The 19,909-nt window shown below is 67.2% G+C and carries 20 protein-coding genes; 13 read left to right on the top strand and 7 right to left on the bottom strand.

Features of this window, described 5'->3' with window-relative positions; all coding sequences use genetic code 11:
• The first annotated feature begins 199 nt into the window (after positions 1-199).
• Positions 200-1,960, top strand: coding sequence for a proteasome ATPase (arc, locus tag ON43_RS18420; RefSeq protein WP_040809063.1), 1,761 nt, complete (start codon positions 200-202; stop codon positions 1,958-1,960).
• A gap of 72 nt (positions 1,961-2,032) precedes the next feature.
• On the opposite strand, the gene ON43_RS18415 is transcribed toward arc, so the two are convergent.
• Positions 2,033-2,440: a hypothetical protein gene (locus ON43_RS18415; RefSeq protein ID WP_040809061.1), complete on the bottom strand. Its 408-nt coding sequence runs from the start codon at positions 2,438-2,440 to the stop codon at positions 2,033-2,035.
• 205 nt (positions 2,441-2,645) lie between these two features.
• On the opposite strand from ON43_RS18415, the gene ON43_RS18410 reads away from it, so the two are divergent.
• A complete protein-coding gene (locus ON43_RS18410; RefSeq protein ID WP_040809059.1) occupies positions 2,646-2,969 on the top strand; it encodes a hypothetical protein in 324 nt (107 codons plus the stop codon).
• On the opposite strand, the gene ON43_RS18405 is transcribed toward ON43_RS18410, so the two are convergent.
• Positions 2,947-3,393: a nuclear transport factor 2 family protein gene (locus ON43_RS18405; protein WP_040809057.1), complete on the bottom strand. Its 447-nt coding sequence runs from the start codon at positions 3,391-3,393 to the stop codon at positions 2,947-2,949. The two genes, ON43_RS18410 and ON43_RS18405, sit on opposite strands and share 23 nt — an antisense overlap.
• 87 nt (positions 3,394-3,480) lie before the next feature.
• Positions 3,481-4,986 (bottom strand): aminotransferase class I/II-fold pyridoxal phosphate-dependent enzyme, encoded by a 1,506-nt coding sequence (locus tag ON43_RS18400; RefSeq protein ID WP_245568655.1) that lies wholly within the window; start codon positions 4,984-4,986, stop codon positions 3,481-3,483.
• Positions 4,987-5,109: 123 nt separating this feature from the next.
• Here ON43_RS18400 and ON43_RS18395 point away from each other — a divergent pair, with 123 nt between their 5' ends.
• Genes ON43_RS18395 through ON43_RS18360 form a run of 8 tightly spaced genes read left to right on the top strand, consistent with a single transcriptional unit; the run spans position 5,110 to position 12,908 of the window.
• Positions 5,110-5,946, top strand: coding sequence for a nitrilase-related carbon-nitrogen hydrolase (locus ON43_RS18395; RefSeq protein WP_040809055.1), 837 nt, complete (start codon positions 5,110-5,112; stop codon positions 5,944-5,946).
• Positions 5,943-7,364 (top strand): dihydropyrimidinase, encoded by a 1,422-nt coding sequence (gene hydA, locus ON43_RS18390; RefSeq protein WP_040809054.1) that lies wholly within the window; start codon positions 5,943-5,945, stop codon positions 7,362-7,364. The genes ON43_RS18395 and hydA overlap by 4 nt, the downstream gene beginning before the upstream one ends.
• A gap of 29 nt (positions 7,365-7,393) precedes the next feature.
• Complete coding sequence (locus ON43_RS18385) at positions 7,394-8,431, top strand: TIGR03842 family LLM class F420-dependent oxidoreductase (protein WP_040809052.1); 1,038 nt, start codon at positions 7,394-7,396, stop codon at positions 8,429-8,431.
• Complete coding sequence (locus tag ON43_RS18380; protein WP_083913513.1) at positions 8,428-9,378, top strand: ABC transporter permease; 951 nt, start codon at positions 8,428-8,430, stop codon at positions 9,376-9,378. The genes ON43_RS18385 and ON43_RS18380 overlap by 4 nt, the downstream gene beginning before the upstream one ends.
• 34 nt (positions 9,379-9,412) lie before the next feature.
• Positions 9,413-10,267, top strand: coding sequence for an ABC transporter ATP-binding protein (locus ON43_RS18375; protein ID WP_051178636.1), 855 nt, complete (start codon positions 9,413-9,415; stop codon positions 10,265-10,267).
• Entirely contained in the window at positions 10,264-11,037 is a 774-nt protein-coding gene (locus ON43_RS18370; RefSeq protein ID WP_040809051.1) for an ABC transporter permease, read from the top strand. Before ON43_RS18375 ends, ON43_RS18370 begins: the two co-directional genes overlap by 4 nt.
• The gene (locus ON43_RS18365) at positions 11,034-12,176 is read left to right on the top strand and encodes an ABC transporter substrate-binding protein (RefSeq protein WP_040809049.1); all 1,143 of its coding nucleotides are present in this window, start codon (positions 11,034-11,036) and stop codon (positions 12,174-12,176) included. The genes ON43_RS18370 and ON43_RS18365 overlap by 4 nt, the downstream gene beginning before the upstream one ends.
• Positions 12,177-12,227: 51 nt before the next feature.
• The gene (locus tag ON43_RS18360; protein ID WP_040809048.1) at positions 12,228-12,908 is read left to right on the top strand and encodes a TIGR00266 family protein; all 681 of its coding nucleotides are present in this window, start codon (positions 12,228-12,230) and stop codon (positions 12,906-12,908) included.
• Between the two features lie 349 nt (positions 12,909-13,257).
• Here the strand turns inward: ON43_RS18360 and ON43_RS18355 are convergent, their stop codons facing one another.
• Complete coding sequence (locus ON43_RS18355) at positions 13,258-13,776, bottom strand: NUDIX hydrolase (protein WP_040809046.1); 519 nt, start codon at positions 13,774-13,776, stop codon at positions 13,258-13,260.
• Positions 13,777-13,945: 169 nt separating this feature from the next.
• On the opposite strand from ON43_RS18355, the gene ON43_RS18350 reads away from it, so the two are divergent.
• Positions 13,946-14,326 carry a nitroreductase family deazaflavin-dependent oxidoreductase gene (locus ON43_RS18350; RefSeq protein WP_040809044.1) on the top strand — a complete coding sequence of 127 codons (381 nt, stop codon included), beginning with the start codon at positions 13,946-13,948 and terminating at the stop codon, positions 14,324-14,326.
• 8 nt (positions 14,327-14,334) lie between these two features.
• Here the strand turns inward: ON43_RS18350 and ON43_RS18345 are convergent, their stop codons facing one another.
• Positions 14,335-14,838 carry a nitroreductase/quinone reductase family protein gene (locus ON43_RS18345; protein WP_051178634.1) on the bottom strand — a complete coding sequence of 168 codons (504 nt, stop codon included), beginning with the start codon at positions 14,836-14,838 and terminating at the stop codon, positions 14,335-14,337.
• 173 nt (positions 14,839-15,011) lie between these two features.
• On the opposite strand from ON43_RS18345, the gene ON43_RS46820 reads away from it, so the two are divergent.
• Positions 15,012-16,556 carry an ArnT family glycosyltransferase gene (locus tag ON43_RS46820; RefSeq protein ID WP_281033323.1) on the top strand — a complete coding sequence of 515 codons (1,545 nt, stop codon included), beginning with the start codon at positions 15,012-15,014 and terminating at the stop codon, positions 16,554-16,556.
• Here ON43_RS46820 and ON43_RS18335 read toward each other — a convergent pair.
• Entirely contained in the window at positions 16,486-17,988 is a 1,503-nt protein-coding gene (locus ON43_RS18335) for an ABC1 kinase family protein (protein ID WP_051178632.1), read from the bottom strand. The two genes, ON43_RS46820 and ON43_RS18335, sit on opposite strands and share 71 nt — an antisense overlap.
• 242 nt (positions 17,989-18,230) lie before the next feature.
• On the opposite strand from ON43_RS18335, the gene ON43_RS18330 reads away from it, so the two are divergent.
• Positions 18,231-19,418, top strand: coding sequence for an FAD-dependent monooxygenase (locus tag ON43_RS18330; RefSeq protein WP_040809042.1), 1,188 nt, complete (start codon positions 18,231-18,233; stop codon positions 19,416-19,418).
• 28 nt (positions 19,419-19,446) lie between these two features.
• Here ON43_RS18330 and ON43_RS18325 read toward each other — a convergent pair whose 3' ends face one another.
• Complete coding sequence (locus ON43_RS18325; protein WP_040809040.1) at positions 19,447-19,851, bottom strand: SRPBCC family protein; 405 nt, start codon at positions 19,849-19,851, stop codon at positions 19,447-19,449.
• Between the last annotated feature and the right edge of the window lie 58 nt (positions 19,852-19,909).

Genomic DNA, 19,909 nt, shown 5'->3' with positions numbered 1-19,909 from the left:
CGACTGGTGGGAAGGAGCATCAACGGCACCTTTCGGCTCGGCCGGCGATTAACTCGCCGGAAACAGGTTAGGGCAGGCTAACATGCCTGCTCGGCACGTCGGCCGCAGCCTAGATGTGATCACGACGAAACCATGTCGGAAAGCGGGAACGGTTAGAGCCCGGTAGCGTTGATAGACCGGGACTGGGAGGAGCAGCATCATGAGCCCCATCGAACATTCGGACTCGGCGGCCTGGAGGGAACTCGAGGCAGTACGCGCCGAGGCCGCTGCACTCCGGAGGCAACTCGCCGACACGCCGGATCGCACACGGGAATTGGAAGCGCGCGTCGATTCGCTCACGATTCGCAATACCAAACTGATGGACACCTTGAAGGAAGCGCGCCAGCAGCTGGTCGCTCTCCGCGAGGAAGTGGATCGCCTCGGCCAGCCACCTTCGGGCTACGGCATCCTCATCGGCGTGTACGACGATCAGACGGTCGACGTGTTCACTTCCGGGCGCAAGATGCGGCTGACGTGTTCGCCGAATATCGACACCACCATCCTCAAATACGGGCAGACCGTACGTCTCAACGAGGCGCTGACCGTGGTCGAGGCGGGCGGTTTCGATGCCATCGGCGAGATCGGCACGCTGCGTGAGATTCTCGACGACGGGCGTCGCGCCCTGGTCGTCGGGCACGCCGACGAGGAGCGGGTGGTCTGGTTGTCCGGGCCGCTGTCCGCGCTGGTCGACGTGGATGATCTCGACGATCCGGATCGCCCGATTCGCAAACTGCGCCCGGGTGATTCGCTGCTGGTCGACACCAAGGCCGGATTCGCCTTCGAGCGGATTCCCAAGGCCGAGGTCGAGGATCTGGTGCTCGAAGAGGTGCCCGACGTCGACTACCACGACATCGGCGGTCTCTCGCGCCAGATCGAGCAGATCCGCGACGCCGTCGAATTGCCGTTCCTGCACAAGGATCTGTTCCGCGAGTACGCGCTGCGCCCGCCCAAGGGTGTGCTGCTCTACGGTCCGCCCGGATGCGGTAAGACGTTGATCGCCAAGGCCGTTGCCAACTCCCTCGCGAAGAAGATCGCCGAGGCGCGTGGTGAGGATGCCAAGGAAGCCAAGTCGTTCTTCCTGAACATCAAGGGTCCCGAGCTGCTCAACAAGTTCGTGGGTGAGACCGAGCGCCACATTCGGATCATCTTCCAGCGGGCTCGTGAGAAGGCGTCCGAGGGCACCCCGGTGATCGTGTTCTTCGACGAGATGGACTCGATCTTCCGCACCCGCGGTTCGGGTGTCTCCTCCGATGTGGAGACCACCGTTGTGCCGCAGCTGCTCTCGGAGATCGACGGTGTCGAGGGTCTCGAGAACGTGATCGTGATCGGTGCCTCCAACCGTGAGGACATGATCGACCCCGCGATCCTGCGGCCCGGCCGCCTGGACGTGAAGATCAAGATCGAGCGTCCGGATGCCGAAGCGGCGATGGACATCTTCTCCAAGTACCTGACCGACACACTGCCGCTGCGCTCCGACGATCTCGACGAGTTCGACGGTGACCGCAGCAAGTGCGTGCAGGCCACCATCGAACGCGTGGTGGATCGCATGTACGCCGAGAGCGAGGACAACCGCTTCCTGGAGGTCACCTACGCCAACGGTGACAAGGAAGTCCTGTACTTCAAGGACTTCAACTCCGGCGCCATGATCCAGAACATCGTGGACCGGGCCAAGAAGTACGCGATCAAGTCGGTCCTGGAAACCGGCAATCCGGGCCTGAGCATCCAGCATCTCTACGATTCGATCGTGGACGAGTTCTCCGAGAACGAGGACCTGCCCAACACCACGAATCCCGATGACTGGGCTCGGATCTCGGGTAAGAAGGGCGAGCGCATCGTCTACATCCGCACCTTGGTGACGGGTAAGAACGCCAGCGCGAGCCGCGCCATCGACACCGAGTCGAACACCGGCCAGTACCTCTGAGCCGGAAAGCAAAGGGCCCGCTTCCTTCTCGGAAGCGGGCCCTTTCGCTTGCTCGAACTGCCGTGTCGCTGCTCAGCTTCCGGGGACGAAGCCGGGGTAGACCCAGTGCTTGACGCCGCCGCCGGGGGCGAGGTAGCCGGTGAAATTCGGGAAGTTCATCGGCAGCGCCTTGAGCTGATGCGGGTTGCCGTCGGCGTCGGCCTGGAAGCAGCTGGTGGTGACGCCGTGGAAGCCGGTGCAGACGATGCGGGTGCTGTTCCCGTACGGGGAGGTCAACCGCGCCTTGTCCACGAAGGGGTTCCAGTAGTCGAGGTCCGACGGGGTCAGGAAGTTGTTGGCCTCGAAGACGTAGATCGGGCTGTTGGGCTGCTGGACTGGCCAGTCGTCGGCGCTGGCGGTGCCGGTGGTGGCGGCCAGGGCGCCGGTGGCGATGGCGGCGGCGACGGCCGCGCGGGTGACGCTTCGGGTGATGGTGCGCATGTACCCCTCCTTGGAACGTCTATCGATATCGATCATCTCTGAGGGCATCGGCGGCCGTGCGGCGGCTGTAACGGACCCTGCTATGGCAGTGATGGTCATCACATAGATGGTGGCCGTATGCCTGGCGGTCACCGGACTCGGAACCATGCGTGGGACCTGCACGGGTCGGGGCGAATACGAGCCCCACGCCCAGTGGAGGTTTGTCATGAACGCGATGAAGCGCACGATGGTCGGATTCGCCACGGCGACACTGCTCGCCTCCGGCGCCCTGATGGCCGCACCGGCCACCCAAGCCCAGCCGCCCGGATACTGCTCGGTGACCCCCGAATGGGGCACCGGCGCCTACTCCCAATGCGGCCTCGGCGTCTGGCATCAAGTCCACATCACCTGCTGGTCCTGGTGGAACTGGTGGTCCCACTACGACCGCTGGGGCAATGTCGCCTGGGGCCCAACCCATTCGCAAGCCTGGTGCGACGTCCCCTTCTCCATGCAGACCTGGACCGTCGTCACCTGGGGCTGGGACTGGTGAGAGCCCGATCCTCGGTCCAATCGACGGCGAGCCGCCGCTCCCGGAACAGCCACCCCTGCCCGTCCCGCGCAAAGGTATCGAAATACCGGATGTGCATGACGAACACCCGGGAGCCGCCCCCGTCGTCGTAGACATGGGAAGCGGTGCAATACGTTTCACCACGCACCACGTCCCCCGAAAAGTCGAGCAGCTGATTGCCGATCACGTGCTGCGTGACGCGATACCGATCGAGCGGCTTCATAGCCGCCTCGATCTCCGCACGGCCGCGCACCGTAGTGGTCGGCTGCCCGCCACCCCACTCGATCACCAATCTGCCGTCCTGGGTGAAGAGTTCGGCGATGGCGGCATAGCGGCGGCGGTCCGCATGCGAGGCGTAGCGGTCGGTGAGCCCCCGCAACGCGAGCCGGGTTTCCAACTGGTCCATGGCGGTTCCTCCTCGTGAACGGGTCACCCTCGTTCCTAGCGTGCCCGCGCGAGGATGATCACGTAGCTGCCCACTGGGCGGGATGCATCACGGACGTCGGACACGACGGTAGGTCGGGGCGGCGGCCGCGGCGATGGCGAGATGGCGTGCCACCTCGGGAATCTCGGCGTCGGTCAGGGCAGCCACGGTGAGGCGGAGGTGGTCGGTGTGGGGGTGGTCGGTCACCTCGAAGGGGCCGCCGGGGGCCGCCTTGATGCCGGCGGCGGCCAGGGAGATCATGGCGGCGTTCTCGTCGGCGACGGGGAACCAGAGGTTGATGCCGTCGCCGCGGGGGAGGTGGATGCCGTGGCGGGAGAGGGATTTTCGGAGGGCATCGGAGCGGGCGCGGTAGCGGGTGCGGGCGTCGGCGACGGTGGTGCGGGCGGTGTCGTCGGTGAGCATGTGGAGCAGGACGCGCTGGAGCAGGCGCGAGGACCAGCCGGGGCCGAGCATGCGGCGTTCGAGGACGGGGTCGAGGTAGCAGGCGGGGCCGCCGACGGCTGCCAGGCGCAGGTCCGCGCCGTGGGATTTGGAGTACGAGCGGATGTGGACGGTGCGGGCTGGCAGACGGGTGGCCAGTGAGCGCAGGGGAGCATGGGTGATGCCGGCGCTGTGGTCGTCCTCGATGAGGAGCGGGGCGGTGCCGGCGGTGACGGCCGCGTCGGCCAGGACGTCGGCCAGTTGGCGGACGCGCTGGGCGGAAAAGGATGCGCCCGTGGGATTCTGCGCGCGCGGCTGGAGCAGCAGGGCCACTGGCGCGTGGGCTGCCAGTGCGGCGGCGAGCCGGTCCGGCAGGAGTCCCTGCTCGTCCAGGTCGATCGGGATGGGACGGGCGCCGAGCCTGGACAGCATGTCGAGAAACGGTGGGAAGCAAGGATTCTCGACCGCCACCGGATCGCCGAGCCGGACATGGGCGGCCAGCAGCCGGTCCACGGCGTCGAGCGCGCCGTCGAGGATGGTGAGGCGTTCGGCGCGGGCGGGCCAGTCGGCGCGGACGGCGGCCTCCAGCTCCGGGAGGACCGCCTCGCCCAGGTAGGTGGCAGACAGGCCGTCGAGGGCGGTGGCTCCCAGGTCGCGTAAGGCCGCAGTGAGCTCGGGCAGTAGGAGCGGATCAGGGGTGCCGCGGGACAGGTCGACGCGGAAAGTGTTGTCGGACTGAGGATGTAGGCGCTGATAGCGACCGACGGGAGGATGGGGTGGGTGCGGGTTGTCTCCGACGAAGGTGCCCGCGCGGCCGCGCGCGACAATGGCTCCCGCCGCCGCCAGTGCACGCCAGGCCTGGTTGACGGTGACCGGAGAGACCCGGAGCTCCCGCGCGACGTCACGCACCGTGGGCAGGCGGGTGCCGGGTGGCAGCGCCCCCGAGCGGATGCGGTGGCTGATCCCCGCGGCTATGCCCGCCGCAGTGCGGTCATGGGCGGCGGACGCCAGGTCGGCTGCGGTTTCGCCTGCGGATTCCATGGCGGGTTTGGCTGACGCGGGCGTGGCGTCGGCGTCAGCTGCGGCGGTGTCGTCGTTCCCGGCCGCGTGTGGTGGTCCGAGTTCGGTTGTCACAGTGCGATTCTGCGTGCCGGGCCGGGCGGCTCCGAGAGCCGGGGCGAAGGATTTACGGTCACGAAACTGTTTCTATCAACTTGTAACACAAGCGTGTTCGTTTCAGGTGCAGTATCACAAGGCATGGGAATCGTTCGAGCGGCGCTGGTGCAGACGAACTGGACCGGCGATAAAGAGTCCATGATCAAGGCGCATGAGGACTATGCGCGGCAGGCGGCTGCGGCCGGGGCCAAGGTGATCTGCTTTCAGGAGCTGTTTTACGGACCGTATTTCTGCCAGTTGCAGGACACGAAGTTCTACGACTATGCCGAGTCGGTGCCCGGGCCCACGACCGAGCGGTTCGCGGCGCTGGCGCGCGAGCTGGGCATGGTGATGGTGCTGCCTGTCTACGAGCAGGAGCAGCCGGGGCTGTTGTACAACACGGCGGCCGTGATCGACGCCGATGGGACCTACCTCGGTAAATACCGGAAGCACCACATTCCGCACGTCAACGGGTTCTGGGAGAAGTTTTACTTCCGGCCCGGAAATCTCGGCTGGCCGGTTTTCGATACCGCGGTCGGCAAGGTCGGCGTCTATATCTGTTACGACCGGCATTTCCCGGAAGGGTGGCGGGCACTGGGCTTGGCTGGGGCGGAGATCGTTTTCAATCCGTCGGCGACCTCGCGTGGATTGTCGAGTTATCTGTGGAAGCTCGAGCAGCCCGCGTCGGCGGTGGCCAATGAGTACTACATCGGGGCCATCAACCGGGTCGGGATCGAGGAGTACGGGGACGACGACTTCTACGGGACCAGCTACTTCGTCGATCCCGAGGGGAAGTTCGTGGGGGAGGTGGCCTCCGATACCGCGCCCGAGCTCGTGGTCCGGGATCTCGATATGGATCTGATCAAGGTGGTGCGGGACCGGTGGGCCTTCTATCGGGACCGGCGGCCGGATGCCTACGGGAAGCTGGTGGAGCCGTGAGCACGACCTTCATCCACGGCGGAATCGTGGTGTCCGCCACCGGATCCCAGGCACTCGATGTGCTGATCGATGGCGAGACCATTGCCGCGGTGTTACAGCCGGGATCCACCGCGTTGGGCAGTGATCTGGCCGCCACCGCGGACACCGTCATCGACGCCACCGGGAAGTACGTGATTCCGGGCGGCGTCGACGGCCACACCCATATGCAGTTGCCGTTCGGCGGCACCGAGGCCTCCGACACCTTCGAGACCGGGACACGCGCGGCCGCGTGGGGCGGCACGACCACCATCATCGACTTCGCCGTGCAGAAGCCGGGGGAGCGGGTGCAGGACACCCTCGCGCTGTGGCACGAGAAGGCCGCCGGGAAGTGCGCGGTCGACTACGGGTTCCATCAGATCATCGGGTCGGTGGATGCCGAATCCCTCAAGGGCATGAGCGAATTGGTGTCCGAGGGCGTCACCAGCTTCAAACTGTTCATGGCCTATCCGGGCGTGTTCTACTCCGATGACGGGCAGATCCTGCGCGCCATGCAAACCGCGGGCGACCTGGGCGCGCTGCTGATGATGCACGCCGAGAACGGGATTGCCATCGATGTGCTCGTCGAGCAGGCGCTGTCGCGTGGCGAGACCTCGCCCTACTACCACGGGGTGAGCCGCCCGTGGCAGATGGAAGAAGAGGCCACGCACCGCGCGATCATGTTGGCGCAGTACACCGGTGCGCCACTGTACGTCGTGCACGTCTCGGCCAAACAAGCCCTCGAACAGATCGCGGAGGCACGCGGCAAGGGACAGAACGTCTTCGGCGAGACCTGCCCGCAATACCTGTACCTCTCGCTCGAGGAGAACCTGGGCGCACCGGGTTTCGAGGGCGCGAAATGGGTGTGCTCGACACCGCTGCGATCCCGCGCCGAAGGCCATCAGGACGAACTGTGGCGCTACATCCGCACCGGCGACGTCACCACCGTGGCCACCGACCACTGCCCGTTCTGCATGAAGGACCAGAAGGAACTCGGCCTCGGCGATTTCTCCAAGATCCCCAATGGGATCGGCGGCGTCGAACACCGGATGGACCTGATGTTCCAGGGCGTCAAGGACGGCCGCATCTCGCTCGAGAAGTGGGTGGAGGTGTGCTGCACGGCCCCGGCTCGCATGTTCGGGCTGTACCCGCGCAAGGGCGTCATCAGCCCGGGCGCGGACGCCGACGTGGTGATCTACGACCCGAACGGGCACACCAGCATCGGCCTGGGCAAGACCCATCACATGAACATGGACCACTCGGCCTACGAGGGCTTCGAGATCGACGGTCACGTGGACACCGTCATCTCGCGCGGACGGGTCCTCGTCGATGGCGGCGAATACCTGGGCAGCGCCGGCCACGGCCGGTTCGTCAAACGCGGGCTGTCCCAGAACCTCATCTGATCACCCGAGCTACGAGGGGAGAGTGCCGCATGGATATCGGTGTGGTGCTGCAGTGCACGCCACCCGCGTCACGGGTGGTGGAGCTGGCGAGAATCGCGGAGACGCACGGGTTCTCGCATGTGTGGACATTCGATTCGCACCTGCTGTGGCAGGAGCCGTACGTCATCTACAGCCAGATCCTCGCCGCGACCCGCAAGGTCGTGGTGGGGCCGATGGTGACCAATCCGTCCACCCGCGACTGGACGGTCACCGCCTCCACCTTCGCGACCCTCAATGACATGTTCGGCAACCGCACCATCTGCGGTATCGGACGCGGGGATTCGGCCGTCCGCACGTTGGGCGGGCGGCCCGCCAACCTCGCGACCCTGCGCGAATCCATCGGTGTCATCCAGGAATTGGGCAATGGCCGCAGCGCGAAGGTGGGCGACACCACCATTCGCTTCCCATGGGCGGAGAAGTCGCGGTTGCCGGTGTGGGTGGCCGGATACGGTCCGCGCGCACTGGATCTCACCGGTGAGGTCGCCGACGGGTTCATCCTCCAGCTCGCCGACCCGGACATCACCGCCTGGACCATCGCCCGGGTGCGGGCCGCGGCCGAGCGCGCGGGCCGCGACCCGAAGGACGTGACCATCTGCGTGGCCGCGCCCGCCTACATCACCGACGGCAGCGCCGCGGCACTGAAACACGCACGCGAGCAATGCCGTTGGTTCGGCGGCATGGTCGGCAACCACGTCGCCGACATCGTCTCGCGCTACGGCTCGGACTCCGAGGTGCCCAAGGCGCTGACCGACTACATCGCCGGGCGGCAGGGCTACGACTACAACGAGCACGGCCGCGCCGGAAACACCCACGCCGAATTCGTCCCCGACGAGATCGTGGACCGCTTCTGCCTGCTCGGCACCCCCGACGAACACTTGACCCGCCTGCGTGAACTGGAGGCGATGGGCGTCGACCAGTTCGCCGTCTACCTGCAGCACGACGCCAAGACCTCCACCCTCGAGGCCTACGGCGAATCAGTACTGCCGCGCCTGGCCCATCCGATCGAGGCGACGGTGACCGAATCATGACCACCACCACCGTCACCCGGGCCGCCGATGCCGTCGAGGTACAGGTGGCCCCTCCCGCCCGCGGGCTCGGCGGCGTGGGCCGGGGCGCGTGGCGGGTGCTGTATCCGGTCGCCGCGTTCGTCCTGGTGATCGGCGCGTGGGAACTGGTGAAGGCGCTGGTGCCCGCCAACGGGGCCAGTATCGGCGGCCAACGGGTGCTGCCGCGCACCACCGACGCGGCGCTGCCGCACTCGTGGGCGGTGCTGACCGTGCTGGGGGAGCGCGACGGCAAGACCACCGTCGGCGCGACACTGTTGCGCACGGCGGGCTTCACCCTCGAACTCGCCCTGCTCGCACTGGGATTGGGCACCGTGGTGGGCATTGCGCTGGCGCTGCTCATGCAGCGGTTCACGCTCGTCGAACGCGGACTGCTGCCGTATGTGATCGTCTCCCAGACCATTCCGCTGATCGCGCTCGCACCCCTGGTCGCGGGCTGGGGCGGGAAGATCAATATCGGCGGGCAGCCCTGGCAGCCGTGGATGAGCATCGTGGTGATCGCGTCCTACCTGGTGTTCTTCCCGGTCGCCATTGGCACTCTGCGCGGATTGCAGTCTCCGGCAAAGGCTTCGGTCGAACTGCTGCACAGCTGCGCCGCCGGATGGTGGGCCACAGTGCTGCACCTGCGGTTGCCCGCCGCCGTGCCGCACATCCTGCCCGCCCTGCGCCTGGGCGCCGCCGCCGCGGTGATCGGCAGTGTGGTCGCCGAGATCTCGACCGGGACCGCGGGCGGTATCGGCCGCCAGATCATCGTGTTCTCCCAGCAGTCCACCGGCAACGCCGCCCGGCTGTACGCCGCCGTGATCGCGGCCGCCCTGCTGGGTGTCGTGCTCACCGGCCTGGTCGCACTGCTGGAATTCCTGCTGCGCCGCTACGCCCGCCCCGGCCACACCTCGGGAGCGCGTCGGTGAATTCAGCTCCACCCCTTTCGTTCGGAGGTACCCCGTGACCATCGAGACATCCGTGGCCGCGTCGGACCCGGCCGTCGACACCGTGCCCGCCGTCGAATTGACCGGCGTGGGAAAGATCTTCAGCGCCGGACAGGTGACCGCGCTGCAGGACGTGAGCCTCACCCTCGCCGCCGGTGAATTCGTCTCGCTCATCGGCCCGTCCGGCTGCGGCAAATCGACCCTGCTGCGCATCGTCGCCGACCTCGAGCAGCCCAGCTCGGGAACCGTTGTGGTGCACGGCAAGAGCGCGCGAAAAGCCCGCCTCGACCAGGACTACGGCATCGCCTTCCAGCAGGCCGGACTGCTGGACTGGCGGACCGTGCAGGAGAACATCGAGCTGCCGCTGCAGTTGCACGGCGTCGGGAAGAAGGAAAGACGCTCCCGCAGCGCCGAACTGCTCGAGATCACCGGCCTGACCGAATTCGCTCGCCGCTTCCCGGCCGAACTGTCCGGCGGTATGCAGCAGCGCGTCGCCATCGCCCGGGCGCTGGCCCGCAAACCTCCGCTGCTGCTCATGGACGAACCCTTCGGCGCGCTCGACGAGATGACCCGCGAACGCATGCAGGGCGAACTGCTGCGCATCGCCGAAGAGACCGGGGCCGCAGTGCTTTTCGTCACGCACTCGATCCCCGAGGCCGTATTCCTCTCCGACCGCGTCGTGGTCATGTCACCGCGACCCGGCCGGATCACCGAAGTGCTGTCGACCGGTGGTTGGAACCGCGACAGCGACGACGATGTGCGGTCCAGCGAGGAGTTCTTCTCCGCGGTGGCCGCTGTCCGCGCCGCCCTGCATGAGGGGCATGGCGGCGCAGGCGCGCCGAAAAGCACCGCAGGACGGGACATCCGATGACCCGTGTGCTCAAAACCTGGTTGCCGCCAGTGCTTTTCGGCGTCGCCCTGCTCACCCTGTGGCAGGTGCTGACCGTCGCGGCGGGGGTGCCGTCGTTCCTGCTGCCCTCGCCCAGCGCCATCGGAAAGGCGTTCGGCGACAACCATCACGCGATTCTCGAGGCGGCCGTCGCCACCGGCAAGAACGCGCTGGTCGGGCTGATCGCGGGCGCGTTCCTCGGCATCGCGGCCGCCATCATCGCCGCCCGCTTCCAGGTCGTGAACGGCGTACTCGGCGCGCTCGCCGCCGGTGCCGCCGCCATCCCGATCGTGGCGCTGGCCCCGCTGCTGAACTCCATGTACTCCACCACCACCGACCTGCCACGCCGCCTGGTGGCCACCATCGTGGTGTTCTTCCCCGTCTTCGTCAGCACCGCACGCGGATTGCGTCAGGTCCCGCGCGTGCACGCCGACCTGATGCATGCCTACGCCGCCACCGGCTGGCAGATCACCCGCACCGTCCGCCTGCCCGCCGCGCTGCCGCACCTGTTCACCGGCCTGCGCATCGCCGCGCCCGGCGCCGTGATCGCGGCCATCATCGCCGAATACTTCGGCGGCCTGCAGCACGGCCTGGGCAGCCGCATCACCTCCGCCGCCGCCAATACCGCCTACCCGCGCGCCTGGGCCTATGTCGCGGCCGCCATGATCCTCGGCCTGGTGTTCCTGGCCGCCGTGCTGCTGCTCGAGCAGCTCACCCGCAGACCCCGCACCATCCCTGGGAGATCGAAATGAGAAGTACCACCCGTAGATTGCGTTTCCGGGCCGTGCTGGCGGCCGCCACCCTGGCGGTGGCCGCACTGTCCGGATGCAGCACCACCGACAACTCCACCACCTCCGACGGACTCACCAAGGTCAAGCTGCAGCTGCAGTGGTTCAAGCAGGGCCAGTTCGCGGGCTACCTGGCCGCGGTCTCGCAGGGCTACTACAAGGAGCAGGGCCTCGACGTCCAGATCCTCGACGGCGGAACCGATATCGTTCCGCAGACCGTGCTGGCCCAGGGCCAGGCCGACTACGCCATCGCGTGGGTGCCCAAGGCGCTGGCCTCCCGCGAGGCCGGGGCGGGCATCACCGATGTCGCCCAGATCTTCCAGCGCTCCGGCACCAAACAGGTGTCGTTCAAGAGCGCCGGCATCTCCGGCCCCGCCGACCTGAAGGGCAAGAAGGTCGGAAACTGGGGCTACGGCAATGAATTCGAGCTCTTCGCGGGCATGACCAAGGCGGGCCTCGACCCCGCCAAGGACGTCACCCTGGTCCAGCAGCAGTTCGATATGAACGCCTTCCTCGCCCACGACATCGACGCCGCCCAGGCCATGTCCTACAACGAGTACGCGCAGCTGCTCGAGGTGAAGAACCCCGCCACCGGAAAGCTCTACACCGCAGACGATTTCGCCACCATCGACTGGAACGACGCCGGCGTGGCCATGCTGCAGGACGCCATCTGGGCCAATACCGAGAAGCTGAAGGACTCGAAGTACGCCGACCAGACGGTGAAGTTCATCGCGGCCTCGCTCAAGGGCTGGGCCTTCTGCCGCGACAATGTCGAGAAGTGCCGCGACCTGACCGTGGCCGCCGGATCGACGCTGGGCGCCAGCCATCAGCAGTGGCAGATCACCGAGGTGAACAAGCTGATCTGGCCGTCCCCCAACGGAATCGGGGCGATCGACAAGACCGCCTGGGACCGCACCGTGGCCATCGCCAAGACCACCAAGAACCAGGAGGGCAAGACCGTCCTCACCAAGGATCCCGACGCCGCGGCCTACTCGGTCGAATACATCACCAAGGCGCTGGATCTGCTCAAGACCCAGGGCGTCGACGTCACCGGAAGTTCTTACGCCGCACAGCCGGTCACCCTCACCGAGGGCGGCAAATAGCGCATACGTGAGGTTCACCCCCGCGCCGGTCCGCGCTGTTAATCTCGCGGCATGAAGGTGGAACTGCGGCACAATCCGTCGTCGACCATTGCGCGGTGCTTCCTGGCCGGGGGTGAGCCCATGCGCGTGGAGAGCGGGGCCATGGTGGCCCACTCGGCGGGAGTCCTGTTGTCCTCCAAGGCCGAAGGCGGCATCCTGGCCGGGCTCAAGCGCTCGGTGCTGGCGGGGGAGTCGTTCTTCGTGTCCACGTTCACCGCGCCGCCCCAGGGCGGCTGGGTGGACGTGGCCCCGGCGCTACCCGGCGACATGCTCGCCCTGCCGATCACGCCCGACCGGCCGTTCTTCATCAGCCGCGGCGGCTGGATCGCCAACTCGCACGGGGTGACCGTGGAGGCCAAATGGGGCGGGCTGGCCAATCTGTTCGGCGGCGAGGGCGGGTTCGGATTGCGCGCGCACGGGCAGGGCGAGGTGGTGCTGGGCGTGTTCGGGGCGATCGACGTCATCGATCTGGGTCCCGGTGAACCGGTCACCATCGACACCGGGCACGTGGTCGCCTACGACCTGGCGATGAACTTCACCATTCGGCGCGCGGTCTCCGGCCGCTCGCTGCAATCGCTCAAATCGGGCGAGGGATTGGTATTCGATTTCACCGGTCCCGGCCGGGTGCTACTGCAGACCCGCAACCCCGGAGCCTTCGCCGCGTGGGCCGGTTCGAGCGCTTCGTCCGGTTAATGCTGTGACCTAAGTCACACTTTTATCAAATCGATATAAAGCCTGTTGGAACCAGTTCTACGGTTTAGCTCCAGTCGGGCCCGGGAGAAATTTCCCGCGGAAATCGCTCCCTCACGAATGTGAACCGTGCATGATTCACATGCTCGACGCGACATTGCACAGATGAGGAGTAAGCGCGTGACCGGATCCGCAGAAGATTTCTTTGCCGCGGTCTTGATCAAGACCATTCAGGGCCTGTTCTCGGGCAGCGGCGCCCCCGGCTCTGCCGCCAAGTAAGCACCTGAGCCACGACGGCCCATCGAATCGCGCGGGATTCGATGGGCCGTCGGCGTTTCCGGAGTAGGGCGGGTCAGCGCAGCAGGTCGGGGATGAGGGTGCGGGTGTCGGGGACGAAGGGCCACGACGGGTCCGCCAGGTGGGCGCGGAGTTCGTCATCGGTCCACCACCAGCCGTCCACGATCTCCTCGGGTTGGTGGCGGATCGGGCCGTCGTAGCGCAGTTCGTAGGCGAACAGATGGCAGCGCATGGGACGCCCGGCCCACTCGCCGTCCCAGGATGCGGTCGCCAAGGGCAGCGGCTTGTCGTCGTCGGGACCCAGTTCGATGCCGAGTTCCTCACCGAGTTCGCGGATCGCGGCCTCCGTCGGATCCTCACCGGGATCCAGGACTCCGCCCGCGAGGCAGTCGTGCATGCCCGCGAAGACCGCCTTGGTGTCGGTTCGCTTGTGCACGTACACCTTCGAGCCGTCACGAGACCGCACCAGCACGCCCGCGCTGGCGTGCCAGATGCCCTCGGCGTACACCACCGCGCGCTCCTCCGAGCCGATCTGGCGACCGGCCTTGTCGTACACCGCGATCATCTCCGACATGGGCCGGGCCCTCCATTCCGCCGCGCCGCGCAACCCGGCGCCCTGCGGTGAACCTTAGCCGTGGCCCACGGGGCGAGGCGCGGCCCGCGCTCTCGGCGATACCGGGCGGCCGGAACCGGCGCGGCGTAGCCTCAGGGGCGCAATCGCTTTCGTCAGGGAGGACGAGATCATGCCGCTGCCCAGGACACTCGCGAAGATCAATCGGAAGATCAGCAATCCGGTACTGGGCGTGGCGGCCCGGGTCGCGCCGTTCCTCGGGATCGTGATCCATCGCGGCCGCAAGTCCGGGCGGGTGTACCGATCGCCGGTCATGGTCTTCCCGCGCGACGGCGGCTATCGCATCGCGCTGACCTATGGGCGGGACGTGGACTGGCTCAAGAACATCCGGGCCGCGGGCACGTTCGAATTCGAGCATCGGGGTCGCACGGTGACGCTCACCGATCCGGTGCTCGGGCACGACGCGTCCGCGTCCTGGGCGCCGCCGCTGGTGCGGCAGGTGCTGGTGGGCCTGAACGCCGAGGACTACGTGCAGGCCCGCCTCGTGCCTTGAACGGGCTCTCAGTGCACGGTGAGCCGGATGATCACCGTGCCCTGCTGCCAGCTCTGGTAGGCGTCGGCCTTGTTCGGATTGCCCTGGGCGTCGAGGCCGACACCGTTGAACTTGGCCCACTGCTTGTTGTCGCGGGCGATGATCTCGGTCAGCCGCACCACCGATTCGGCGTCGGTGAGCACCTCGGCGTCGGCGGTACGCTTCGGGCCGCCGAACGACACGGCGAGCGGGGTGCCCTTCTGGATATTGCTCACCCACGCGCGTTTGCTGGTGCCGATCAGGATGTCGCCGTCATGGCGGGTGTACGCGACCGGGATGTCGTAGACCTTGCCGGACTTGCGGCCGACCACGTGCAGGACGACCAGTCGTTTGCCGACCTGGGGAGCCAGGAACGGCACCTTGAGCAGGCTCCGGATGAAGGCGTTGAGCACGTTCTGATAGGAGCGGATCGGCTCCGGACCGCTGGTGGTCGGGGTGCCGTAGGGGTTGGTGTCTGGGGTTTGCTCGGTCATGCCGGGCCTCCTTCGCTGAAACGCGTTGCGCGGCAATCACACCGGCATCGAGTATAGAGCGCCTGACAGGACGGCACGGCGATCCGCGCCGGGTCTCGGGTTTGCTGGAAAGAAGCTGTAGATTCGGCTTGTTCGCAGCATCACCCGCCGTCGAGGAGTGCGCGTTGACCGATGTGGTGGATCGCCCGGCCCGGCCCAGCGGTTCCGGGCGGCATGCGAAGGCCTCGGATCGTCCGCCCATGGCGTGGTGGACGGTGGCGGCGGTGGCCGTTCCGGCGGCGGTGGTGCTGGTGCTGTCCGCGTCGCGGTACGGGTATTTCGGCGATGAGCTGTACTTCCTGGCGGCCGGGCGGCGGCCCGCGTTCGGGTACGCCGACCAGGGGCCGGTGCTGCCGCTGCTGTCGCGGTTGATGGATCTCATCGCACCCGGATCGTTCCTGGTGCTGCGGCTGCCTTCGGTGCTGCTGACCGTTACCGCGATCGTGCTGTGCGCCATGCTGGCCCGTGAATTCGAGGGCGGGCGCTGGGCGCAGCTGCTGGCCGCGATCGGATACGCGAGTTCGCCGTTCCTGCTGCTGCAGGGCACCATGCTCACCACCAATGCGGTCGACACGGCGCTGTGGGTGATCATCACCTGGCTGGTGGTGCGCTGGGTGCGCACCCGCGACGACCGGCTGCTGTTCGCCGCGGCGCTGGTGACCGCGGTGGACATGCAGGTGAAGTGGCTGATCCCGTTCTTCTGGATAGCGCTCGCGGCGAGCAGCCTGCTGTGCGGGCCGCGCGAACTGGTGCGGCGGCCGCTACTGTGGGCCGGCGGCGCGATCGTGGTGGTCGCGACCGTGCCCGAACTGCTGTGGCAGGCGCACCATGACTGGCCGCAGCTGAAGATGGGCGGGGTGATCGGGGCCGAGCAGGGGATTCTGGGCGGGCGGCTGCTGTTCGTGCCGATGTCGGTGAGCCTGGCCGGATACCTGGGGGCGCTGCTGCTGGTGTGGGGGCTGTGGGTGCTGCTGCGCTGGGATACGTTGCGGCCCTATCGATTTCTCGCGGTGACCCTGTTGCTGCTGTACGCGGCGTTCCTGCTCACCGGCGGGCGGATCTACTACGCGGCGGGCATGTACGCGGTCATGATCGCCGCGGGCGCGGTGGGTGTGGTCGGCACGGCCGAACGGGTGAAACCACTGTGGCGGCGCATACTGACCGCCTTCGTCGCCGTATTGGCCCTGGGCGCAACGGCTTTCACGCTGTACTCGACGCCCTGGCGGCCCGCGGACGAGGTGCGTCCGCCCAAGGACGACGCCGAGGCGGCCATCAATATCGGCGTCTACGGCTCTTTCGGCTGGCACGAGCTCACCGACGAGGTCACCAGCGTCTATGACGGATTACCGGCGGCCGAACGTGCGCACGCCATCATCATCACCGACACCTATTGGCAGGCCAGCGCTCTCGACCAGATGGGCCGGTCGAAGCTGCCGCCCATCTACAGTCCCAGCCGCGGCTTCGGCTACTTCGGCACCCCACCCGACGACGCCTCGGTGGTGATCGCCGTCGGCGGCTACGAGGCGGTGCTGCGCAGCCAGTTCGAGCACGTCACACCCGTCGGCAAGGTCGACACGCGGCTCGGATTCAAGGGCAACACCCAGGACGTCACCATCTGGACCTGCTCGGGACAGAAGAAGCCGTGGGCGCAGGTGTGGCAGAACTGGATGCACCTGTAGCGCGCAACGGGACGACGGTGCGTACCTGAGCATTGGTCGCGAGGCCCTCGCCGAGGTGGAAGCGCTCCACGGCGGCCGCCAATTCCGGTAGCGGCGCGGTGAATTCGTCGCGCAGCGGTCCCTTCACCTCGAGCTGGCACAGCACCCCGGCCATGCCCAGGATGGTGCGGCCGATCGGGGTGTACTCCGGCGGCGTGGTCAGCTGGCGGGCGACGTTCGACAGGCTCGGCTCGGTGGCGCGGCGCACCTGCCTGCGCAGCCAGGGCATGGTCAGGTGGACCTCACGCTGATAGAACAGATCGCGGATCGGCGAGATCATCCTGACCAGGGCGGCGATATCGAATTCGCGGTCGGCGCGGATGAATCCGTGACTGCGCAGCGCCGCCTCGAGATCGGCGTCGCCGCCATTGAGCGCGGCATCGCCGATCTCACCGCACAGGGCCGAGAAGTGGGCCGGGAACGGGCTGCACGCACCGAAATCGACGACACCGAGGCGGCCGTCGCGCAGGATGCGGAAATTGCCGGGATGCGGATCGGTGTAGATCAGGCCCGTGCGGGCGGAACTCGACATGACGAAGCGAGCCACCAGCAGGCCCACCCGATCGCGTTCGGCCGGATCGCCGGTGGCGATGACCCGGTGCAGGGGAATGCCGTCGAGCCATTCGGTGATCAGGACATCGCCCTCCTGATGCACGACGTCCGGGACGTGGAAATCCGGATCGTCGGCGTAGGCGGCGGCGAAGATCCGTTGTGTCGCCGCCTCTTTCACATAGTCCAGTTCCTCGCTGATGCAGTCGGCGAAGGCATCGGCCAAGGCCCGCACGTCGACATCCGGGACGAAAACCGTTGCCAGCGGCGCGAGCCGGCGCACCTGCTCGAGATCGGAGGCGACCGCGGCACGTGCGCCCGGATACATGAGCTTGACCGCCACCCGCCGGCCGTCCGCCCACACCGCGCGATGCACCTGGCCGACCGAGGCGGCCGCCGCGGCGCGAGAATCGAACTGCGCGAATCGATCTCGCCACTGCTCACCGAGTGACGCGGTCATGGCGGCATCGACCGCGGTGGGCAGCATGGCCGGGATCGAATCCTGCAGGCGGGTCAGGGCCTCGCGATACGGTTCGCCCAGTTCCGGCGGCAGTGCCAGTTCGTAGAGCGCCAGCAGCTGCCCCAGTTTGGCGGCGCATCCCTTCAGCTCGCCGAGCACCTCGAACATGTGCTGCGCGGTGCGCGCCTGGATATCGAGTTCGATCTCCCGCGACGGAGTGCCCAGGGCCCGCCGTCCCAGTCCGCCCATCTTCCGGGCCGCATACGCCACCGGCAGGGCGGTGATCTTCGCATTGCGGACTGCGGTGCGGGTCGGCAACCGATCGGCCGGCTCGGACGTGCGGCGGCGCAGACGCCGCAATCCACCCTGACGCGGTTCGAGCATGGATGACCTCCGAAATTTCGGGTGTCTCAGTGTGTCACGGGGCCGATCTTCGTGGGTAGGCCGCAACCGCCAGAACATATGTCGCTCAGGACAAGCGCCTCGCCCGCTGAGAAACGGTCTCGACCGCACCGATGAATTCCGGATGGACATGTCGTCGATACGTCTGGATGCACCGCGACCGGTGGGCCAGAGTAGAAGAAATCGAACCGGACAATGATCCGGCGGGGCGAGCGGGAGGCGCGATGAGCGGTATCAAGGTTTTGGTGGCGGGAGCCAGTATCGCGGGGCCCGCGTTGGCCCATTGGCTACGGCGGCGCGGTGCCGAGGTGACCGTGGTGGAGCGGGCGCCCGGACTGCGGCCCGGCGGGCAGGCGGTGGATGCGCGCGGGGTGACCAAGGAGGTCATCCGGCGAATGGGATTGGAAGAGGCGGTGCGCGCAGCCCGCACCGAGACCGCGGGTGCGCACACCGTGGACGCCGACGGCAAGGTGCTGGAGACCTTCAGTGCGGACGACGACGGCGGTGACGGATACATCGCCGAGATCGAGATCCTGCGCGGGGACCTGTCCCAGGTGCTCTACGACGACACCCGCGACGGTGTCGAGTACCTCTTCGGCAACCGGATCGCCGAGCTGACCCAGGACGCCGACGGCGTCGACGTGGTCTTGGCCAGTGGCGACCGGCGGCGATTCGATCTGGTGATCGGCGCGGACGGGCTGCATTCGTCCTTGCGCGAGATGGTCTTCGGGCCGCGCGAGAAGTTCATCCGCCACCTCGGGCACACCCTGGCTTTCTACACCGTGCCCAACGAATTCGGGATCGAGCGCTTTCTCATCGACCACCACGATTCCGGACGCACCGCCGGTCTGCGGCCCATCCCGGACCCGACCCGCGCGATGGCGATCTTCTCTTTCGTCTCGCCCGACGTCGACATCGACTACCGCGATGTCGAAGCCCAGAAGCAACTGCTGCGCGATCGGATGGCGGGCATGGGCTGGCTGACCAAGGACATCCTCGCGCATCTGGACGACACCCCGGACTTCTACTTCGACGAGGTCGCCCAGGTCGTCATGGACCAGTGGTCGTCCGGACGGGTGGGCCTGCTCGGCGACGCGGCCTTCAGCTCCTCACCGCTGTCCGGTCAGGGCACCGGCCTGGCCCTGGTCGGCGCCTACCTGCTGGCGGGCGAACTGGCTGCCGCCGACTGGGATCCGGAGACCGGCTTCGCCGCCTTCGAAGCCCGCATGCGCTCCTTCGTCGAGGCCAACCAGGAGATCGGCCGCCTGCACGCGCACAGCCTCGCCCATCCCGCCGAGCCGGGCGACGAACCCGTCGAATGGGACATGGAGTTGATCGACCGCGCCCTCAACGGCGTCGAACTGCCCGACTACGCCGACCTCCCGGACCTGGCGTCCTCGGCCAAACCGTAACTGTCACACCGGCCGATTCGGTTGTGGATCAGGCGGATTCGAACGTCTTCTTCATGACGATCAGCCCCTGATCCATGGTGGCGGCGTACGGACCGGCCATGGTGTCGGGGAGGATATCGCGGGACCAGACGAAGCGGGTCCCATTGTCGCCGTGCGCGAATACCTGCCAGACCGCATTGTCGTGCAGCGGCGTCGTGGTGCCGTCGAAGACCGAGTAGACGAACCGGCGGGCGTCGTGGTCGAGGGTGATCAGGCGTTCGCGAACCACGATGCCGTTTGCGAAGGTCACCTCGCGAACGCCGTCACCCAGATCGACGCTCGCGGCGACCAACCCCGGAGCCATCCGGAGCGGCCCCTCCGCAAAGTCGGCGACGATCGCCCACACGTCTCCGGGCGCCGCGTCGATGAGAACCTCTCGGGTGATAGAGGCCATAGCACTGTCCTTCCGCGTCGAGGAACAAAGACCAGATCATCGCAGCCGCGTCGCGAAA

The organism is Nocardia concava NBRC 100430 (assembly GCF_000308815.1).
GTDB classification, from domain to species: domain Bacteria; phylum Actinomycetota; class Actinomycetes; order Mycobacteriales; family Mycobacteriaceae; genus Nocardia; species Nocardia concava.
The sequence above is the reverse complement of the archived record's forward strand: the minus strand, read 5'-3'. Positions and strand labels throughout refer to the sequence as shown.